At 42.6% G+C, this 16,486-nt stretch carries 13 protein-coding genes and 1 riboswitch; of the genes, 11 read left to right on the top strand and 2 right to left on the bottom strand.

Annotated features, from left to right (window positions below; genetic code table 11):
• Positions 1–7 precede the first annotated feature (7 nt).
• The gene (locus FAY30_RS24055) at positions 8–844 is read right to left on the bottom strand and encodes a carbohydrate ABC transporter permease (RefSeq protein WP_149872213.1); all 837 of its coding nucleotides are present in this window, start codon (positions 842–844) and stop codon (positions 8–10) included.
• A 7-nt stretch (positions 845–851) separates the two neighbouring features.
• Positions 852–1,793 carry a carbohydrate ABC transporter permease gene (locus tag FAY30_RS24050; protein WP_149872212.1) on the bottom strand — a complete coding sequence of 314 codons (942 nt, stop codon included), beginning with the start codon at positions 1,791–1,793 and terminating at the stop codon, positions 852–854.
• 192 nt (positions 1,794–1,985) lie between these two features.
• Between FAY30_RS24050 and FAY30_RS24045 the strand changes: the two genes are divergently transcribed.
• The 11 genes from FAY30_RS24045 to FAY30_RS23995 all read left to right on the top strand — a co-directional run bounded on the left by FAY30_RS24045 (position 1,986) and on the right by FAY30_RS23995 (position 16,486).
• Complete coding sequence (locus tag FAY30_RS24045; protein ID WP_223820838.1) at positions 1,986–3,770, top strand: sensor histidine kinase; 1,785 nt, start codon at positions 1,986–1,988, stop codon at positions 3,768–3,770.
• An 8-nt stretch (positions 3,771–3,778) separates the two neighbouring features.
• The gene (locus tag FAY30_RS24040) at positions 3,779–5,338 is read left to right on the top strand and encodes a response regulator (protein ID WP_149872211.1); all 1,560 of its coding nucleotides are present in this window, start codon (positions 3,779–3,781) and stop codon (positions 5,336–5,338) included.
• A gap of 263 nt (positions 5,339–5,601) precedes the next feature.
• Positions 5,602–6,249, top strand: coding sequence for a bifunctional 4-hydroxy-2-oxoglutarate aldolase/2-dehydro-3-deoxy-phosphogluconate aldolase (locus FAY30_RS24035; protein ID WP_149872210.1), 648 nt, complete (start codon positions 5,602–5,604; stop codon positions 6,247–6,249).
• 3 nt (positions 6,250–6,252) lie between these two features.
• Positions 6,253–7,266 carry a sugar kinase gene (locus FAY30_RS24030; protein WP_149872209.1) on the top strand — a complete coding sequence of 338 codons (1,014 nt, stop codon included), beginning with the start codon at positions 6,253–6,255 and terminating at the stop codon, positions 7,264–7,266.
• 40 nt (positions 7,267–7,306) lie between these two features.
• Positions 7,307–8,137 (top strand): 5-dehydro-4-deoxy-D-glucuronate isomerase, encoded by an 831-nt coding sequence (gene kduI / locus FAY30_RS24025; RefSeq protein WP_149872208.1) that lies wholly within the window; start codon positions 7,307–7,309, stop codon positions 8,135–8,137.
• A 37-nt stretch (positions 8,138–8,174) separates the two neighbouring features.
• On the top strand, positions 8,175–8,957 hold the full coding sequence (gene kduD, locus FAY30_RS24020; RefSeq protein WP_149872207.1) for a 2-dehydro-3-deoxy-D-gluconate 5-dehydrogenase KduD: 783 nt from the start codon (positions 8,175–8,177) through the stop codon (positions 8,955–8,957).
• Positions 8,958–9,034: 77 nt separating this feature from the next.
• Positions 9,035–9,895, top strand: a complete 861-nt coding sequence (locus FAY30_RS24015; RefSeq protein ID WP_149872206.1) for a sugar phosphate isomerase/epimerase family protein — start codon at positions 9,035–9,037, stop codon at positions 9,893–9,895.
• 18 nt (positions 9,896–9,913) lie between these two features.
• A complete protein-coding gene (uxaC, locus tag FAY30_RS24010; protein ID WP_149872205.1) occupies positions 9,914–11,317 on the top strand; it encodes a glucuronate isomerase in 1,404 nt (467 codons plus the stop codon).
• A gap of 27 nt (positions 11,318–11,344) precedes the next feature.
• Positions 11,345–12,829 (top strand): tagaturonate reductase, encoded by a 1,485-nt coding sequence (locus tag FAY30_RS24005; RefSeq protein WP_149872204.1) that lies wholly within the window; start codon positions 11,345–11,347, stop codon positions 12,827–12,829.
• Complete coding sequence (locus FAY30_RS24000; RefSeq protein ID WP_149872203.1) at positions 12,829–14,316, top strand: UxaA family hydrolase; 1,488 nt, start codon at positions 12,829–12,831, stop codon at positions 14,314–14,316. The genes FAY30_RS24005 and FAY30_RS24000 overlap by 1 nt, the downstream gene beginning before the upstream one ends.
• 554 nt (positions 14,317–14,870) lie before the next feature.
• Positions 14,871–15,015, top strand: a riboswitch (cobalamin riboswitch).
• A 115-nt stretch (positions 15,016–15,130) separates the two neighbouring features.
• Positions 15,131–16,486, top strand: coding sequence for a prenyltransferase/squalene oxidase repeat-containing protein (locus FAY30_RS23995; RefSeq protein ID WP_149872202.1), 1,356 nt, complete (start codon positions 15,131–15,133; stop codon positions 16,484–16,486).

The raw sequence follows: 16,486 nt of genomic DNA, 5'->3' as shown, positions 1-16,486 counted from the left end.
ATATTGATTAGCCTTTTACAGCTCCACCCATCCCGTTGACTAGGTGTTTCTGCGCGAAGGCAAAAAGAATAACGGCAGGAATTAAAGCGATGACACTTCCGGCTGCCAAGGCGCCATAGTTGATACTAAATTCACCCAGCATCGAACTTAGTCCAACTGGAAGAGTGAATTTGGATTGTTGATTGGTCAGCATCAAGGCAATTAAAAATTCATTCCACGTATAAATGAAGGTGAAAACACCTGTTGCAACAATTCCCGGCATTAATAGTGGAAAGACGACGTGCCGAAGTGACTGCAATTTGGTACAGCCATCGATCATGGCGGCTTCTTCCAATTCCTTTGGAACATTGGAGATAAACCCACTCATAAGAATCGTTGTAAAGGGAATCTCCACGGCTGTATACGTGATAATTAATGAAAGCGGGTTACTAATTAATCCTAGGGTTTTGAAAATAATGAACAATGGAATGATCATCATCGCCCTTGGGATGAATTGCGTACATAACAGCATGAGCATGAAGCTTCGTTTGCCTTTGAACTGGTACCTGCTTAGTGCATAACCAGATAGGGTGGAACAAACCAGTACAGTGATGACGGTGAAAAAGCCAACTAGTAAACTATTTTTAAAGAAAGTAGCAAACCCAACGCTGCTCCAGGCCATGACAAAGTTATCAATAGTTGGGCTTGCCGGCAGATACTGGAGCGGCCGTTTGATGATGTCGCCTTCAGGTTTAAATGCAGTATTGACTGTCCAGTAAATAGGGAAAATCGTAAAACTCAACATCATGAGCAAAGGAAGATAGAGTGTTAAGAGTTTGTCGACTTTTTTATTTTTTGTAAACATGCTAGAATCACTCCTTTTCATAACGGGCTAGTTTCAAATAAAGGATGGCGAAAATGAGTAGAATCCCAAATGAAACAACCGTTAAGGCCGAACCATATCCGAAATTACTTCCATGGACTGCTAAATCAGCAATATACATGGTTAGGGTGGTTGTGGAATGGGCAGGACCGCCGCCTGTTAAATTGAACAATAGATCGACGTTATTAAATTCCCACACCACACGGAGCAAGGTGGTTAAGATAATCGTATTTTTCAATTGTGGCAGGGTCACAAAAATAAAGGACTTCCATCTGCTGGCGCCGTCTACCCGCGCCGCTTCGTATAATTCATCCGGTATACTTTGTAAGGAAGCGAGTAAGGTAATCGCAAAAAACGGAATTCCTCTCCAAAGCTCTGCAATAATCACAGCGGTAAAAGCGGTTGTTGTACTTGCTAGGAATGCCTGCGGTTCATCGACGATTCCCCATTTCATTAGCAAGTCATTCAGTACGCCCATGTGCTCGTTGAACATCAAGGACCACATGGTTGAGGCAAGCACACCTGAAATGGCCCAAGGGATAAAAGCAACGGCACGAATGATGCCTCTAAATTTAAAGGTTTGATTCAAAAGTAAGGCTGTAATCATACCAAATACTAATTGAAGACCTACCTCCGAAACGACCCATTTCAAACTGTTTACCAGGCTTGGAATGAACATTTTATCTTTTGTAAAGATGTTAACGAAGTTCTCCATCCCGGCGAAGCCGTTATAGTAGGGAGCGGACACATCATAATGTTGAACGCTGTAGTAAAATACAGTCGCGATTGGATAAAATAGAAAACTTAAGATCACAAGGAAAGATGGCAGGATAAAAAGATAAGGAATCCATTTGTCTTTTTTATTCTTCCTTTTGCTCACCACCCGTTTACTCTTAACCATTGTTTCGGCAGCGCTTTGTGATGCATTCATCTAGTTTCCTCCTCTCTTGTTTTTCATCATAAATGAAAACGGTTTCTTGGATAATTAAAGATTTTAAGATGATTGATTAAAATTTTAAGATATTTGTGACAACTTCCTTGTTTACCGTTTCAGAAAATTGGTTTATTGTTTTATATAGGGAATGGGAATGTCTACATACTTTTGCTAACGGGAGAACCTGACATGATGGCTATGAAGATGAAACAAATGATTCGAAAGCACTTTTTTAACTCGTTTAAATCCACGATTAACACTCTCTATCTTCCTATCATTATTATCGCTATTTTTGTTACGGGCTGGGTATCCACGATGCTTGCTACCGCACAAATTGAAGAAAATGCGTATAAAAATGTAAACGATACCATTTTTCAGACAAAAAACTACCTGGATAATATGCTTTCAGATGTTTTTCAACAATTAGTCTCCTTATCGAATGATCCTAGGATCCTATCATTAATGGATAAGAGGGAATCAGAGATTCAACCGAGTTCTTATGTAGAAATCGATAATAATTTAAAGCTTATTTATTCCAGATATGATGTTATTCTCAGTTCCGTTTTGGTCGATCTCAATCAAAAGGAATTCCTGCTTTATCATAGTGGGTATAATTCCAACCCGTCGGTCAATTATGATCAGTTTTTTTCCACATTTAGTGGGAGCAGGGAAGGGTTTTATTGGAGGAATATTCATCAAGATCGAGTCTTTAATCAAAAGGATCGGGTGCTATCCGTCTTCCGATTGATTCATCGGAATGAATCGAGAGGGATTGTTCTTTTTAATTTACGAGCTGAGTTTTTTGAACAGGTATTGAATAAATCGCTCATCGGCGAAAATGGGTATCTGGCTTTGGTCAGTCCTGACGGAAAATATGAATCCAAGAACGTAAAAGAGGAGTACAAGCTAGATAAATCGACATTAGTCTCGCTTCAAAGGCTGAAGAAAAGAAGTGGGCAATTCTCCTACAAGAGTTCGTCAGGTGAAGAAATGATTGTCCTCTACGATACGTTAGAAGCGAATAATTGGAAAATAGCTGCTGTCATTCCCCAAGATGTCATGTTAAAAAAGGTGAATTATATTAAGGGCTTCACGGTCTTTTTGATGGTCTTTGTGATTGTGGCTGTTATCTATCTAACGAACATCGTGGGAAGGTATATTTCTAAGCCGTTTGAACGCTTGGCAGACCAAATGGGGAAAATTGATAAAGAGCATCTCGAGCTTAATGTGGAGATGTCGGGGCCGAAGGAAATGCAGATTCTCCATACGGGCTTTAAAGAGTTAATTATTCGGATTCAAACGCTGATGGAACAAATCCAATTGGAGCAAGAGGAGAAACGACAATTAGAATTTGCGATTATGCATGCACAAATTAATCCTCATTTTCTCTATAATACGCTTTACTCTATTAAAGGATTATGTGATATGGGGCTTAATAAGGATGCCAGTCAAATGATCACTGCCCTATCTAGCTTTTTCAGAATTGGGATTAGTAAAGGAAAAGAGATTATCTCTATTCAAGAGGAAATCGAGCATATTCAGCATTACTTGTTCATTCAAGAGATGCGGTATGGAGATGACTTTACGTATGAAATTGATGTCGACCCGGAGATTCTTTCCTATAACATTATTAAACTTTCCCTTCAGCCTCTCATTGAAAATGCCATTTACCACGGGGTCAAGCAGAAACGCGGGCAAGGGAAGATTACGATAAAAGGCTATCAAGCGGAGGATGCCATTCATTTAGAGGTTGCCGATAACGGAAATGGGATCGAACCACATAGATTACAAGATATATTGGCGGAAATTGCCGCTTCCTATCAAGACAAAAAGAGATTTATTGGTATTGGTCTGAAAAGTGTAAATGAACGAATTGAAATCCACTTCGGAAAAGAATATGGTTTGACGATCGCAAGTGAACCTGGGAAGGGGACAGTAGCAAGCATTACGATCCCCAAAACAGAAGGGAGCTGAATGGGAGTATGATTAAAGTGATTGTGGTGGAGGACGATCGCATTATTCGCCGCGGCATTTGTCAGGCAATTCCATGGGAAGACCATGGGTTTGTTGTGGCAGGGGAAGCGGGAGATGGGGAGGTTGCCCTTGATTTAATAGAAAAAGAGAAACCGCAGGTGGTTATTTCAGATATTAATATGCCTTTTATGAGCGGGCTGGAAATGGCGAAAAAGATAAGAGAGAGAAGCTTAGATACAAGAATTATTTTTCTGACGGGGTATGAAGACTTCAAATATGCCCAGGAAGCGGTAAAGGTGAAGGCGTTTGATTATCTGTTAAAGCCGGTGGACGCGGAGGATTTGCTTAAGAAAGTGAAGGAAGCGGCGGCTGATTGGGAGGGCGAGGCAGCGAAAGAAAAGAAGATCACGGAATCGTTGCCGCTGCTTCAGTGGAATTTTTTCCAACGACTGATTAAGGAAGGAGAGCAGAGAGTCGATGTGGAGAAAGAGCTGTTCGAGCTTGGTGTCGAGCTTGAAGGGCCAAGCTATGCGGCCATCCTTGTAAAAATGTCGTCTGAACTGCTGGAAGAAGGCAATAAGATCATGTCAAAAATGACGAACATCACGACCTCTGTTTTTCAAGAAATCGACTCAATCGTGATGAATGTGGCTCACGATGAATTTGCGATCCTCTTATCCATGGAGCAGGAGGAGGATGAAAGGAAAAGGAGGCTAGCGCGGGCCTTGTTCAAGCAGCTTAGTGAACAAGTCGACCATCAGGTAACGATGACTTTCGGGCGGACGTATGCGAATTTGTTTGAAGTGGGTCACTCCTTTCTAGAAGCCCGACTTGCGATGGATATGAGACATATTATGGGGACAGGTAAACTGTTTTCTTTAGATGACACAATGTCTAACGAAGAAACAGAAAAGAAACCATTACACGATCTTGTCACGAAATTAGAAACGCAAATCAAGAGCGGCTTACCGGAAAAGGCGAATGAAACCCTGGGGCAGTTAAGTGCAGCGATTGTCGAAAGGAAAAGTGTGCCGTTAGCTGATTTGAAGGTGATGGCGCTGAAATTCAGCACTATGCTTTTCTCCGAAATTGAAAAATGGATCAAGGAAGAGACAAACGACTTTAACGCATCTGAAGTGTATAAAGAAATCATGGAATTACATACTCTGACGGAAATGGCGGAGATCCTGCAACAGCTGATTGAGCAGTGGTCTACAGCGATGTATAAAAGGAGAGAGAAGAATTATTTCAGCCACGTGGATCAAGCAATCACGTATATGAAGGAGAATTTCCATGAAAGTAGTTTAACGCTCCAACGAGTGGCCGAGGTGATTCATGTGAGCACACCGTATTTAAGTAACTTATTTAAGCTTGAAAAGGGATTTAATTTTGGTGATTTCCTCCTTGAGCTGCGCATGAAGCGGGCGATGGAAATATTAAGCTCGGAGGATATCAAAACCTCGGAGGTCTGTGAAAAAGTAGGCTACAGTAACCCGCAATACTTTGGCATCTGCTTTAAAAAATACACAGGGCATACGCCTGCAGAGTATAAGAAGAAGTTTAGGTAAGCTGAAGCTTTGACACTAATCATCCATTGGGTGGTTAGTTTTTTTTTTTCAAAGATAAAAAAGAAATTTAGACTTTGAGAATTGTCCAGCTTCAGGCGCCTTGCGCTTTTCTTAATATATAAATATTTAAGATAAAGGTTTAAGATTTTAAGGGTTTTGCTGAATCGAATTGTAACCCCTTACATCCTTTAATACAATCATGGTGTGAAGATTTCCTAATGTTGCGATTTTTCAATGTGAAGACCAATGATAGGGGGGATAATGTGAATAAATTTCCTATATTACATAAAATTTTGAATTGTGGTGTGGTTGCTGTCGTAAGAGCGGACTCAAAAGAAGAGGCGGTCAATATTTCAGAGGCATGCGTAAATGGCGGTATCACGGCAATTGAAGTGACCTTTACGGTAAAAGGTGCCGACGAGGTCATCAAACAATTAGCTTCCATCTATCAGGAACACAAAGAAGTGGTTATTGGGGCGGGAACCGTCCTGGATGCTATGACCGCAAGGATTGCCATCCTCGCAGGCGCACAGTTTGTGGTCAGTCCAACCTTTGACTTAGAAAGTGCCAAACTTTGTAATCTCTATCAAATTCCTTATATGCCGGGCTGTATGACCATTACAGAAATGAAGCATGCGCTCGAGGCAGGGGTAGATATCGTCAAACTATTCCCTGGAAACGCCTTTGGCCCGGACTTCGTAAAAGCCGTCAAAGGACCGCTGCCACAAATCAACTTGATGCCAACAGGTGGAGTGGACTTAGATAATGTCGGGCAATGGATTAAAAATGGCTGCGTCGCAGTTGGTGTGGGCGGCAGCTTAATAGCCCCGGCTAAAACAGGCGATTTTGCAAAAATTACGGAATATGCAAGAGAATATGTGAAAAAAGTCCAGATTGCTAGAGAGGCTTAAAATATGAAAAAGATTATTACTCTAGGAGAAATTTTACTTCGATTCTCTACCCATGTAGGGGAGAGGCTCTCCCAAGCCAATCAGGCCATGATGCACTATGGCGGAGCGGAGACCAATGTTGGTGTTTCGTTAGCGCATTTTGGTCATGATGTGTTTGCGATGAGCAAGATCCCCGATAATATGCTTGGAACCGCAGTGGAACGCCAATTGAAGTCCTATGGCGTTCATACAGATTTCGTATTAAAAGGTGGAGAGCGGTTAGGTACCTATTATCTGGAGTTAGGGTCCGGCCCTAGAAGTCCGCAGGTCACCTATGACCGAAAGTATTCTAGCTTTTCTACCCTAACGATTGAAGAAATAGACTTTGATGCAGTGTTCCGTGGAGCAGACCTGTTCCATGTTTCTAGCATTTCGGCTGCCCTTTCTCCGAATATGAGGGAAGTGGTCTTACACTCCTTGAGAAAAGCGAAGGAACATGGGGTGACAACCAGCCTTGATTTTAACTACCGGGCCAAATTATGGAGTCACCAAGAAGCGGCGGAAGCGATTCGCACCCTTCTTCCATTTGTGGATATTTGCTTTTGCGGCGAGTTAGATGCGCTTTATTTGCTGGGCATTGAAAAAGCGGATGAAGCGATGGTCCCTGATGCCAAGCTTGACTATTACTATCAAAAAATTAAGCAGTCGTATCCGAACATCCAATACATGAGTTCTACTTTCCGTCAGGTGCTCTCAGCCTCGACCCATACACTACAAGGCAATTTTTATAGTGGAGGAGAACTGTATCAATCAAAGGTTTACACCATCGATCACATCGTGGATCGTGTGGGCGGCGGGGACGCCTTTGCGGCAGGAATTCTCAACGGAATTCTGAAAGAGCAGGCGCCTGAACAGATTGTATCCTTTGCAACGGCTGCATCTGTTTTAAAACATACCATTCACGGGGATTGCAATACGTTCTCCGAGGTTGAGATCAACCAATTTGCTAGGCTTGAACCTGGAAAAATTCTTAGATAAGCAGTTTCTTATAGATATTTTTATAGAGGAGGAATGGAGTGTGGAGACACGTTACGCGAACCACCCTGAAGAGATCAAACGCTACAATACAGATGAATTACGAAAGCATTTTTTAATGGAGACTCTATTTGAACCAGGCCAGGTCCATTTAACGTATACACATGTGGACCGGATGATTTTTGGTGGAGTCACACCAACCGAAGAAGAATTAACCATTCAAATGGATAAAGAGCTAGGGGTAAATTATTTCCTTGAGCGCCGTGAGCTGGGAATCATTAATATTGGCGGCGATGGCTTCGTCGTTCTTGATGGAGTCCAGTATGATATGGAACGCCGTGACGGTCTTTACGTGGGAAGAGGAACAAAGGAAGTCTTCTTTGGTTCTAAGGATGCCCATAACCCGGCCAAGTTTTATATTAATTCGACTCCTGCTCACCATACGTACCCAACGGTGAAAATTGATATCAACAACATTAAGCCGCTGGAAGCTGGGGAGCCCGGAACATTAAATGAAAGAAAAATCTATCAGTACGTGCATCCGAATGTGTGTGAAAGCTGTCAGCTTCAAATGGGACTCACCATGCTGTCACCTGGAAGTGTGTGGAACACGATGCCGTGTCATACCCATGAACGCCGGATGGAAGTGTACTTATACTTTGATATGGAGCCGGAAACTCGCGTGTTCCACTTTATGGGACAGCCAAATGAAACGAGACATCTTGTCCTGAAAAATGAGCAGGCGGCCATTTCTCCAAGCTGGTCCATCCATACGGGGACAGCAACCAGCAACTACACTTTTATTTGGGGAATGTGTGGAGAGAACATTACGTACGATGACATGGATTTTGTCAAAATGGAAGATTTGCGATAATCGAGAACTGGAATACGAACGAGGAGGCTTAAAAAGAATGAGCACATCATTACATGAATTCTCATTAGACTTTTTCTCACTAGCAGGCAAGGTAGCGATTGTTACAGGCGGAAATACGGGATTAGGACAAGGCTATGCCGTTGCACTTGCCAAAGCCGGTGCCGATTTATTTGTTGTTACCCACGGTACGAACTGGGATGAAACAAGGGAACTAATTGAAGCGGAAGGCCGCCGCGTGGAATTCTTCCAAGCCGATTTAACGGACCGGGAAGCGATTAAGAATATTGTGGCCGCCTGCGTCAGCACGTATGGAAGGATTGATATTTTAGTCAACAATGCCGGTACGATTCGAAGGGCACCGCTTCTTGAGTATAAGGCGGAGGATTGGGATGCTGTCATGGAGCTTAATTTGAATTCTGTTTACTTTTTAAGTCAAGAAGTCGCCAAGGTGATGGTGGAACAAAAGAGCGGAAAGATCATTAATGTGGCTTCGATGCTATCCTTCCAAGGAGGAAAATTCGTCCCGCCCTATACAGCTAGTAAGCATGCCGTTGCCGGTGTAACGAGGGCCTTTGCCAATGAATTAGCCCAATATGGCATCCAAACGAACGCCATTGCGCCAGGGTATGTGGAGACAGCGAATACGGCACCGATTCGGGAAGACGAAGTCCGTCATAAAGAAATTACCGCACGGATCCCGGCCGGACGCTGGGCCACACCAGCGGACTTAATGGGTGTTGTCGTATTCCTGGCAAGCCAAGCGTCGGATTATATGAACGGTCATATCCTAGCAGTCGACGGTGGCTGGCTAGCTAGATAGATAAAACCGAATGAAAGCCGTATCGCTGTGATAGTGATGCGGCTTTTCTAAAACAAAACCTAGATGGAGGTGCACTTATGATCGCGAATATTGGCATTAGAGCACACGATATTCAAAACCCATCCCTAGAGGAAGTAGCAGATGTGGTTGCCAAAAAAGGACTCACGTCTGTTCAATTGGCACTGAAAAAATCCTTAACGGATGTCAATTCTGAGTTAGGAAGTTTAAGTCCTGGTTTTGCCCACACCATTGGAAGTATTTTCAAAAGGAGAGATTTGCACATTGCAGTCCTGGGCTGCTACATCAATATGATTCATCCAGACCTCACGCAAAGAAGAATGGAATTGGACCGTTTCAAAGAGCATATCCGATTTGCAAGGGATTTTGGCTGCAGTATTGTCGGAACAGAAACCGGAAACGTAAGGGCGGAGATGGTTTACACGGAAGAGAACTATCAGGAACAACCCTTTCTTGAAGTAGTCGAAAGTGTGAAGGAGCTTGTTCAAGAAGCTGAGAAATTTGGCGTCATCGTTGGCATTGAAGGGGGAATCAACCACCCGATCCATACCCCCTTACTGATGAAGCGGCTGCTTGATTTGATCCCTTCGAACAATCTCCAAGTCATCTATGACCCAGCCAACTTTATTTCCCGCGATAATTATCAACATCAGGATGCCGTTATTCAAGAAGCTTTTGACCTTTTTGGCGACAGGATGGTTATTCTGCACGCCAAGGATTTTATCATTGAGGATGATCAAGTCAAGATGGTTCCTGTTGGTCATGGACTGTTACATTATGATGTTTTATTTCATTTCGTAAAGAGGAAAAAGCCGTATATCACCATATTAATGGAAAGTACGACAGAGCCTCATATTGATGGAAGCATGGCCTATTTATTGGATCAATACGAAAAAGCAAAGGCGGTTTTAAAAAAATGAGAGAAGGATGGATGAAAAATGAAAAACTTCATGGATGAGAACTTTTTATTAAATAATGAGACCTCTATCCGTCTCTATCATGAATATGCCAAGGATATGCCGATCATTGATTATCACTGCCATTTGAGTCCTAAGGAGATTTACGAAAATAAACGATTCAAAAACATCACCGATATCTGGTTATCAGGTGACCACTATAAATGGCGTCTCATGAGAGCGAATGGTGTGGAGGAATCGTTTATAACGGGCAATGCAAGTGATTATGATAAGTTCTTGGCTTGGGCGGAAACCGTTCCCATGACCATTGGAAATCCGCTGTACAATTGGACTCATTTAGAGCTCCAGAGATACTTTGGTATTCATGAGCTGTTAAATAGGGAGAATGCACCGGCCATTTGGGAAAAAGTGAATGCCTTACTTGCGAGTGACGGATTTGGTGCAAGAGACTTTATTAAAAAATCAAATGTTCAAGTGGTGTGTACAACAGACGATCCTGTCGATTCTCTTGAATATCATCAATTATTAACAGAAGAAGCCGACTTTGATGTAAAGGTATTGCCTAGCTTCCGCCCAGATAAAGGACTTGAGATTAATCGGGATGGCTTTCTTGAGTGGGTAACGAAGCTCCAAGAGGTATCCGATCGAGCCATTGCATCGTATGATGACTTTTTACAGTCCCTTGAATCGAGAGTTCGCTTTTTCCATTCCGTTGGGGGAAGAGTTTCTGACCATGCCATCGATACGATGATGTACGCGGAAGCAACAAAGGAAGAAGCAGCCCGCATTTTTCAACAGGCATTAGCGGGTAAAAAGGTCTCTGACGAAGATGAAAAGAAATATAAAAGCTATACCTTAACGTTCCTTGGGAAGCTATATGCGGAATTAGGCTGGGCGATGCAGTTCCACATCAATGCCTTACGGAACAATAACACAAGGATGTTCCGGGAATTGGGATCTGATACAGGATATGACTCCATCAATGATGACAAAGTTGCCAAACCATTAGCCCAATTATTGAATGCTTTAGAGAGTGAAGATGCCCTGCCTAAAACGATTATTTATTCGCTCAATCCGGCGGATAATGAAGTTATTGCCGCCATGATTGGTTGTTTTCAGGGGGACGGCATCCCAGGGAAAATTCAATTTGGAACCGCGTGGTGGTTCAATGATCATAAATCAGGCATGCTCGATCAAATGCGGTCGCTGGCCAATGTTGGTCTATTCACCCGCTTTATTGGGATGCTGACAGATTCCCGGAGCTTTCTATCCTATACACGTCATGAGTATTTTAGACGCTTATTTTGCTCACTCATCGGTGAATGGGTGGAAAATGGGGAGGTACCAAATGACATCCCGTTTTTAGGGGGCATCGCTCAGAGCGTCTCTTATACCAATGCAAAAGAGTATTTTCAATTTGAATAAAAGCCCAATACATGAGGAGGGGCAAGCATGGAGCCATTAAATAAGGGGTTAGTGGGAAATCCCCCTGCATACCCTGAGAAAGTGCTGCAATTTGGCGAAGGGAATTTTCTGCGAGCGTTTGTTGACTGGCAAATTGATGTCATGAATAAGCAAGATCTTTTTAACGGAAGTGTTGTCGTCGTTCAGCCGCGCGGACAGGAAAAGATAGAGAAGCTGAACGCACAGGATGGTCTATTTACCCTGTACTTGCAAGGTGTTAAGGAAGGGAAACCCGTTAAGGAACATACGATCATCAACAGCATTAGCAGAGGAATCAATTTGTTTACACACTATCATGACTATCTAGAACTGGCTATGAGTCCGATTCTCCGGTTTGTTTTTTCCAATACAACGGAAGCTGGGATCGCCTTTCACGAAGAGGATCGTTTAGAAGACCGCCCGCAAAAGAGCTTTCCGGGAAAATTAACCGCGTTCCTTTATCAGCGTTATCAAGCCTTTCAAGGAGACAAGGAAAAAGGCATGATCATCATCCCCTGTGAGCTGATCGAGCGGAATGGGGAAAGATTAAAGGAAATCATCCTAAAGTATGCAGGGCTTTGGCATCTTGGTGAAGAGTTTGCCCAGTGGATTCATGAGGCCAATACCTTCTGCAATACCCTGGTCGATCGAATTGTATCAGGATTCCCGCGAGAGACGATTGAGGAAGTAACGGAGGAGTTGGGTTATCATGATCCGTTTGTGGTGGTGGCCGAACATTATCATCTCTTTGTCATAGAGGGGCCGAAATGGATTCGTCAGGAATTTCCTGCCCATTTAGCAGGGTTACATACTCTGTTTGTCGATGACATGACTCCCTACCGAACAAGAAAGGTTCGCATTTTAAATGGTGCTCATACAGCGATGACACCGGTTTCCTACCTATATGGTTTAGACACGGTAGCGGAGGCGATTGACCATGAGGTGGCAGGGGAATTTGTTAAAGGGCTCATTTACGATGAAATTATTCCGACATTAGATCTGCCTCCGGATGAATTACGATCCTTTGCTGATGCTGTGGTAGAAAGATTCAGGAATCCTTATATGCAGCATTTCTTATTAAGCATTTCACTTAATTCGCTGTCTAAGTTCAAGACAAGAAATCTTCCCTCATTACTCGCATTTTACAATCGGACACAGGAACTGCCAAGGAAGCTTGTTTTCTCACTTGCCGCACTGATTTCCTTCTATAAAGGGAAAAGAGGAGAGGAGACCATTCAGCTAGCGGATGATCCGGATGTCCTGAATTTGTTCAGCAAGCAATGGAGCCAATACAATGGGACCAGCGAGAGCGTGATGGCGATTGTTACAAGCTTACTAGGTTACGAAAAACTGTGGGAACAGGATTTAAATGAGATCCCTGGATTAACTGCTGCTGTTACAAGGGATTTATATGAAATAGAGACAGTGGGAATGAAGCAGGCGGTCGAAGCTATTTTAGGGAAAAAAATAGCCAGCATTCGGGGGGAATTGTAGTGTTGGATATCATCCAAATTCACGATATTGATAATGTAGTTGTAGCGCTTAAGGATTTCAGATCGGGTCAAACCTTTACCGTTGGTGAAGAGGTCATCGAACTTAAATGTGATGTGCCAAGAGGACATAAAATTGCTGTCAAACCGATTGCAGGGGGAGAGCATGTGGTTAAGTATGGCTACCCCATTGGGCATGCGGTGGAGGATATTTTCGTGGGCCAGCATGTTCATACTCATAATACAAAAACGAATTTAGATGGAATTCAGGAGTATGAATATCTGCCGACGCCTAACACGATTTCATATAAACATGAGAATCTCACATTTAATGGATTCAAAAGGAAGAACGGCGATGTAGGGATTCGCAACGAGTTGTGGATCGTTCCCACTGTTGGGTGTGTGAACGGTGTGGCGGAAAGAATGCTCAAGCTTTTTGAAAAAGAAGTAGGGGATATCGCTCCGTTCGAAAATGTATTAGTACTAAGGCATAATTATGGCTGTTCGCAATTAGGCGACGACCATGAAAATACACGAAATATATTACGCGATACCGTTCTGCATCCGAATGCAGGAGGTGTTCTCGTGCTGGGGCTTGGCTGTGAGAATAACAATCTATATGAATTGAAGGAAAGCTTAGGAGAGTTTGATGAAGAACGTGTGAAGTTCTTAGTCTCGCAGGAAGTATCCGATGAAATCGAAGCAGGTGTTGAGCTTCTAAAGGAACTCTATGTCCAGGCAAAAGACGACAAGCGGGAACAGGTACCGTTAACGGAGCTAAAAGTAGGTTTGAAATGCGGCGGCTCGGATGGATTTTCAGGTATTACAGCTAACCCTCTGCTCGGAAGATTCTCAGATTTCTTGGTTGCCCAAGGGGGGACCACTGTTCTGACTGAGGTGCCGGAAATGTTCGGTGCGGAAACAATCCTAATGGAGCGGGCAGTAGATGGGAAAGTGTTTGAAAAGACAGTCGATCTCATTAATGATTTCAAAGCGTACTTCATTGAAAATAAACAACCTGTCTATGAAAATCCATCCCCAGGAAACAAAGCAGGGGGAATTACCACCTTGGAGGATAAGTCCCTTGGCTGTACGCAAAAAGCAGGGACATCCACGGTAACCGATGTCCTGAAATACGGTGAGCGCTTAACACAAAAGGGACTCAATTTGTTAAGCGCACCCGGTAATGATCTTGTGGCCTCCTCCGCCTTAGCTGCGGCAGGGTGCCAGTTGGTTTTATTTACAACCGGACGCGGAACGCCGTTTGGCTCGTTTGTCCCAACCATGAAAATTTCAACGAATACCCCGATTTACGAAGCGAAGCCACACTGGATTGATTTTAATGCAGGAGTCCTGCTTGAGAAGGAATCAGATGCCGTCTTACGAGAGTTTATTGCGTACATCATTAAGGTGGCAAGCGGCGAATTCGTCAATAACGAGAAAAATGATTTTAGAGAGATGGCAATTTTTAAAAAGGGTGTGACATTGTAAGCTGGGGACGGCTCGCGGATCGACGGTTCTTGTGCTTCCTTTCCATTTCATTCATCACATCGGTTAAGTCAGATTGGCGGTTTTCGATGATCCATTCGGCAACCTTGTTCGTAAAGATGTAAGTTTGTACAATTGGTAGTTTAATGTATGGCGAGGTGCCTTTATCAATTTTTATGTTAACCCTATCCAGATATTTGGATGGGGTTATTTATTTTTAAGGTCCATTTCTACGGGATAAGCGACGTGTCATTCATTTGTCTATTTGGGAATGTTATAGCTGAATAGAATGTTGGTTTCACTGTGTTTGAAAAATAAACGGAAAAATTCCGTTTAAATTGGGAAATACCCATATTTCCTTAAAAAAGTGAGCTATTGCGATGAAATAAGCCGAAATTCGATTGAAAATATCAGGATATACGGCTATTTGTGATGCGTACCTTTACGGAACGCTTGTTTTTTATAATTTGGGCTTAGGTCTTTCCTTTATAAAATGTAAAGGATCAAAAAATATGTTTACATTTTATTTGAATTTTTTCAACCTTTTTCTCGATAGAATTTGCTATAATAAAATTTGCATTTATAAACGAAAGATGTGAAGCGGAATCCAGTGTAAATCTGGAGCTGTCCCCGCAACTGTGACGACTAGTTACGATCTCAACTAGTCAGAGCCAGATACGCTTACATCATTTCATTAAGTCGATAACCTTCGAGGTAAAGGACGACTTGGTACATAATAATTGTATCAGGTATCCCTCTGCCATTTTGGCAGGGGGATTTTTACTTAGGAAGAAAAAAGAGAAAAGGGAGAAGAGGAATGAAGGCAACAAAGACAAAAGCAATGATATTAACAGGAGCTTTAGCACTAGCTATTCCATTCAACACATTAGCCGCTGCCAACGTAGGCAGTGACATTGACCTAACAAGTGCAAGGTACAAGACTGCTGAGTTAAGTTCTGACTTCGTAGCAGCGGCTCTATCGAAGGAAGGTAAGCTTACACAAGCTGATAAAGATGTCTATCTCGCAAAGTTAAAAGCTAGAATCACTTCTAAAAACCTAGTAGGGAATGAACTATCAAAAACTATTATTGCTTTACGTGCAGTTGGTGCGGACCCTACGAATATTGAAGGTCAGAACTTAGTGAAGAAGTTATATGAGCAAACTAACCCTACTTCATTAACAGGCTATGCGTATGCACTTATTGCTTTAGATACAGCTGATTATCCAGTACCTCCAGAAGCACCATATTCTCGTGAAAATTTGCTAACTAAGATATTAGCAGCTGACAATGAAACAACGGGTGCTTGGGGCTTTGGCGGGCCAACTTCAAAGCCAGATATTGATACAACTGGTATGGTTCTTACTTCATTAGCTGAACATATGGATAATAAAGATGTAGATGCGGCAGTTGATAAAGCTGTAGATTATTTAGAGACACAGATGAAAGATGATGGTGGTTTCGATAACTACGGTGTTAATTCAATGTCTACTGCCCAAATAGTAATTGGTTTATCATCAGTAGGTATAGACCCTACAAGTGGCGATTTCTCAGTTAGAGGTAAAAACCCTGTAACCCATTTACTATCATACCGTACGGGTGATGGTTTATTTAAATGGAAATCTACAGAAACTGTAGGCAATGCCTTCGCAACAGAACAGGTTTACCAAGGTTTAGTAGCTTATAATGCCTTCACAAAAGGAGATACTCTGTACCAGTTCGACTTCCGAAAAGTAGAGGAGCAAACTCCAACAGAGGAAAAACCTACTCCTACTGAGCCGTCAGATGGAAGTCATGAAAGTAATGTTGTTATTGATAACCAAAATAACAATTCCATTACAATCACTTTACCGACTAATGGTGATGTTTCTAACTTACCAGTAAGTGAGTCAGTAAAAGAAACAATAAAAGAGGTAATTACTAATAACAATACAACAAGCACCACAAAAACCTCTGGTTCTACGACTAGCTCACAGCCGCAAATAATCGTTATTCAACAGACTCCAGATGGTAAAACCACAGCATCAGAGTCATCAACTAAACCTGTGGTAACAGAAGTTAAGGAAGAAACGACCGGGTGGAGTGTAGACCTTAAAAACTTAGGAGTTGGTGCGGGAAGTGTTGCTCTAGGCTCGATAGGATTATTTTTAAGAAGAAAGTTCCTAGGTGCTTAA

This window comes from Bacillus sp. S3, assembly GCF_005154805.1.
Taxonomy (GTDB): domain Bacteria; phylum Bacillota; class Bacilli; order Bacillales; family Cytobacillaceae; genus Neobacillus.
The sequence above is the reverse complement of the archived record's forward strand: the minus strand, read 5'-3'. Positions and strand labels throughout refer to the sequence as shown.

What these genes read in the sequence shown, in the direction of transcription:
- FAY30_RS24055 (WP_149872213.1), bottom strand. Translation starts at nt 844, where the DNA reads ATGTTTACAAAAAATAAAAAAGTCGACAAACTCTTAACACTCTATCTT.
- FAY30_RS24050 (WP_149872212.1), bottom strand. Translation starts at nt 1,793, where the DNA reads ATGAATGCATCACAAAGCGCTGCCGAAACAATGGTTAAGAGTAAACGG.
- FAY30_RS24045 (WP_223820838.1), top strand. Translation starts at nt 1,986, where the DNA reads ATGATGGCTATGAAGATGAAACAAATGATTCGAAAGCACTTTTTTAAC.
- FAY30_RS24040 (WP_149872211.1), top strand. Translation starts at nt 3,779, where the DNA reads ATGATTAAAGTGATTGTGGTGGAGGACGATCGCATTATTCGCCGCGGC.
- FAY30_RS24030 (WP_149872209.1), top strand. Translation starts at nt 6,253, where the DNA reads ATGAAAAAGATTATTACTCTAGGAGAAATTTTACTTCGATTCTCTACC.
- kduD (WP_149872207.1), top strand. Translation starts at nt 8,175, where the DNA reads ATGAGCACATCATTACATGAATTCTCATTAGACTTTTTCTCACTAGCA.
- FAY30_RS24015 (WP_149872206.1), top strand. Translation starts at nt 9,035, where the DNA reads ATGATCGCGAATATTGGCATTAGAGCACACGATATTCAAAACCCATCC.
- uxaC (WP_149872205.1), top strand. Translation starts at nt 9,914, where the DNA reads ATGAAAAACTTCATGGATGAGAACTTTTTATTAAATAATGAGACCTCT.
- FAY30_RS24005 (WP_149872204.1), top strand. Translation starts at nt 11,345, where the DNA reads ATGGAGCCATTAAATAAGGGGTTAGTGGGAAATCCCCCTGCATACCCT.
- FAY30_RS23995 (WP_149872202.1), top strand. Translation starts at nt 15,131, where the DNA reads ATGAAGGCAACAAAGACAAAAGCAATGATATTAACAGGAGCTTTAGCA.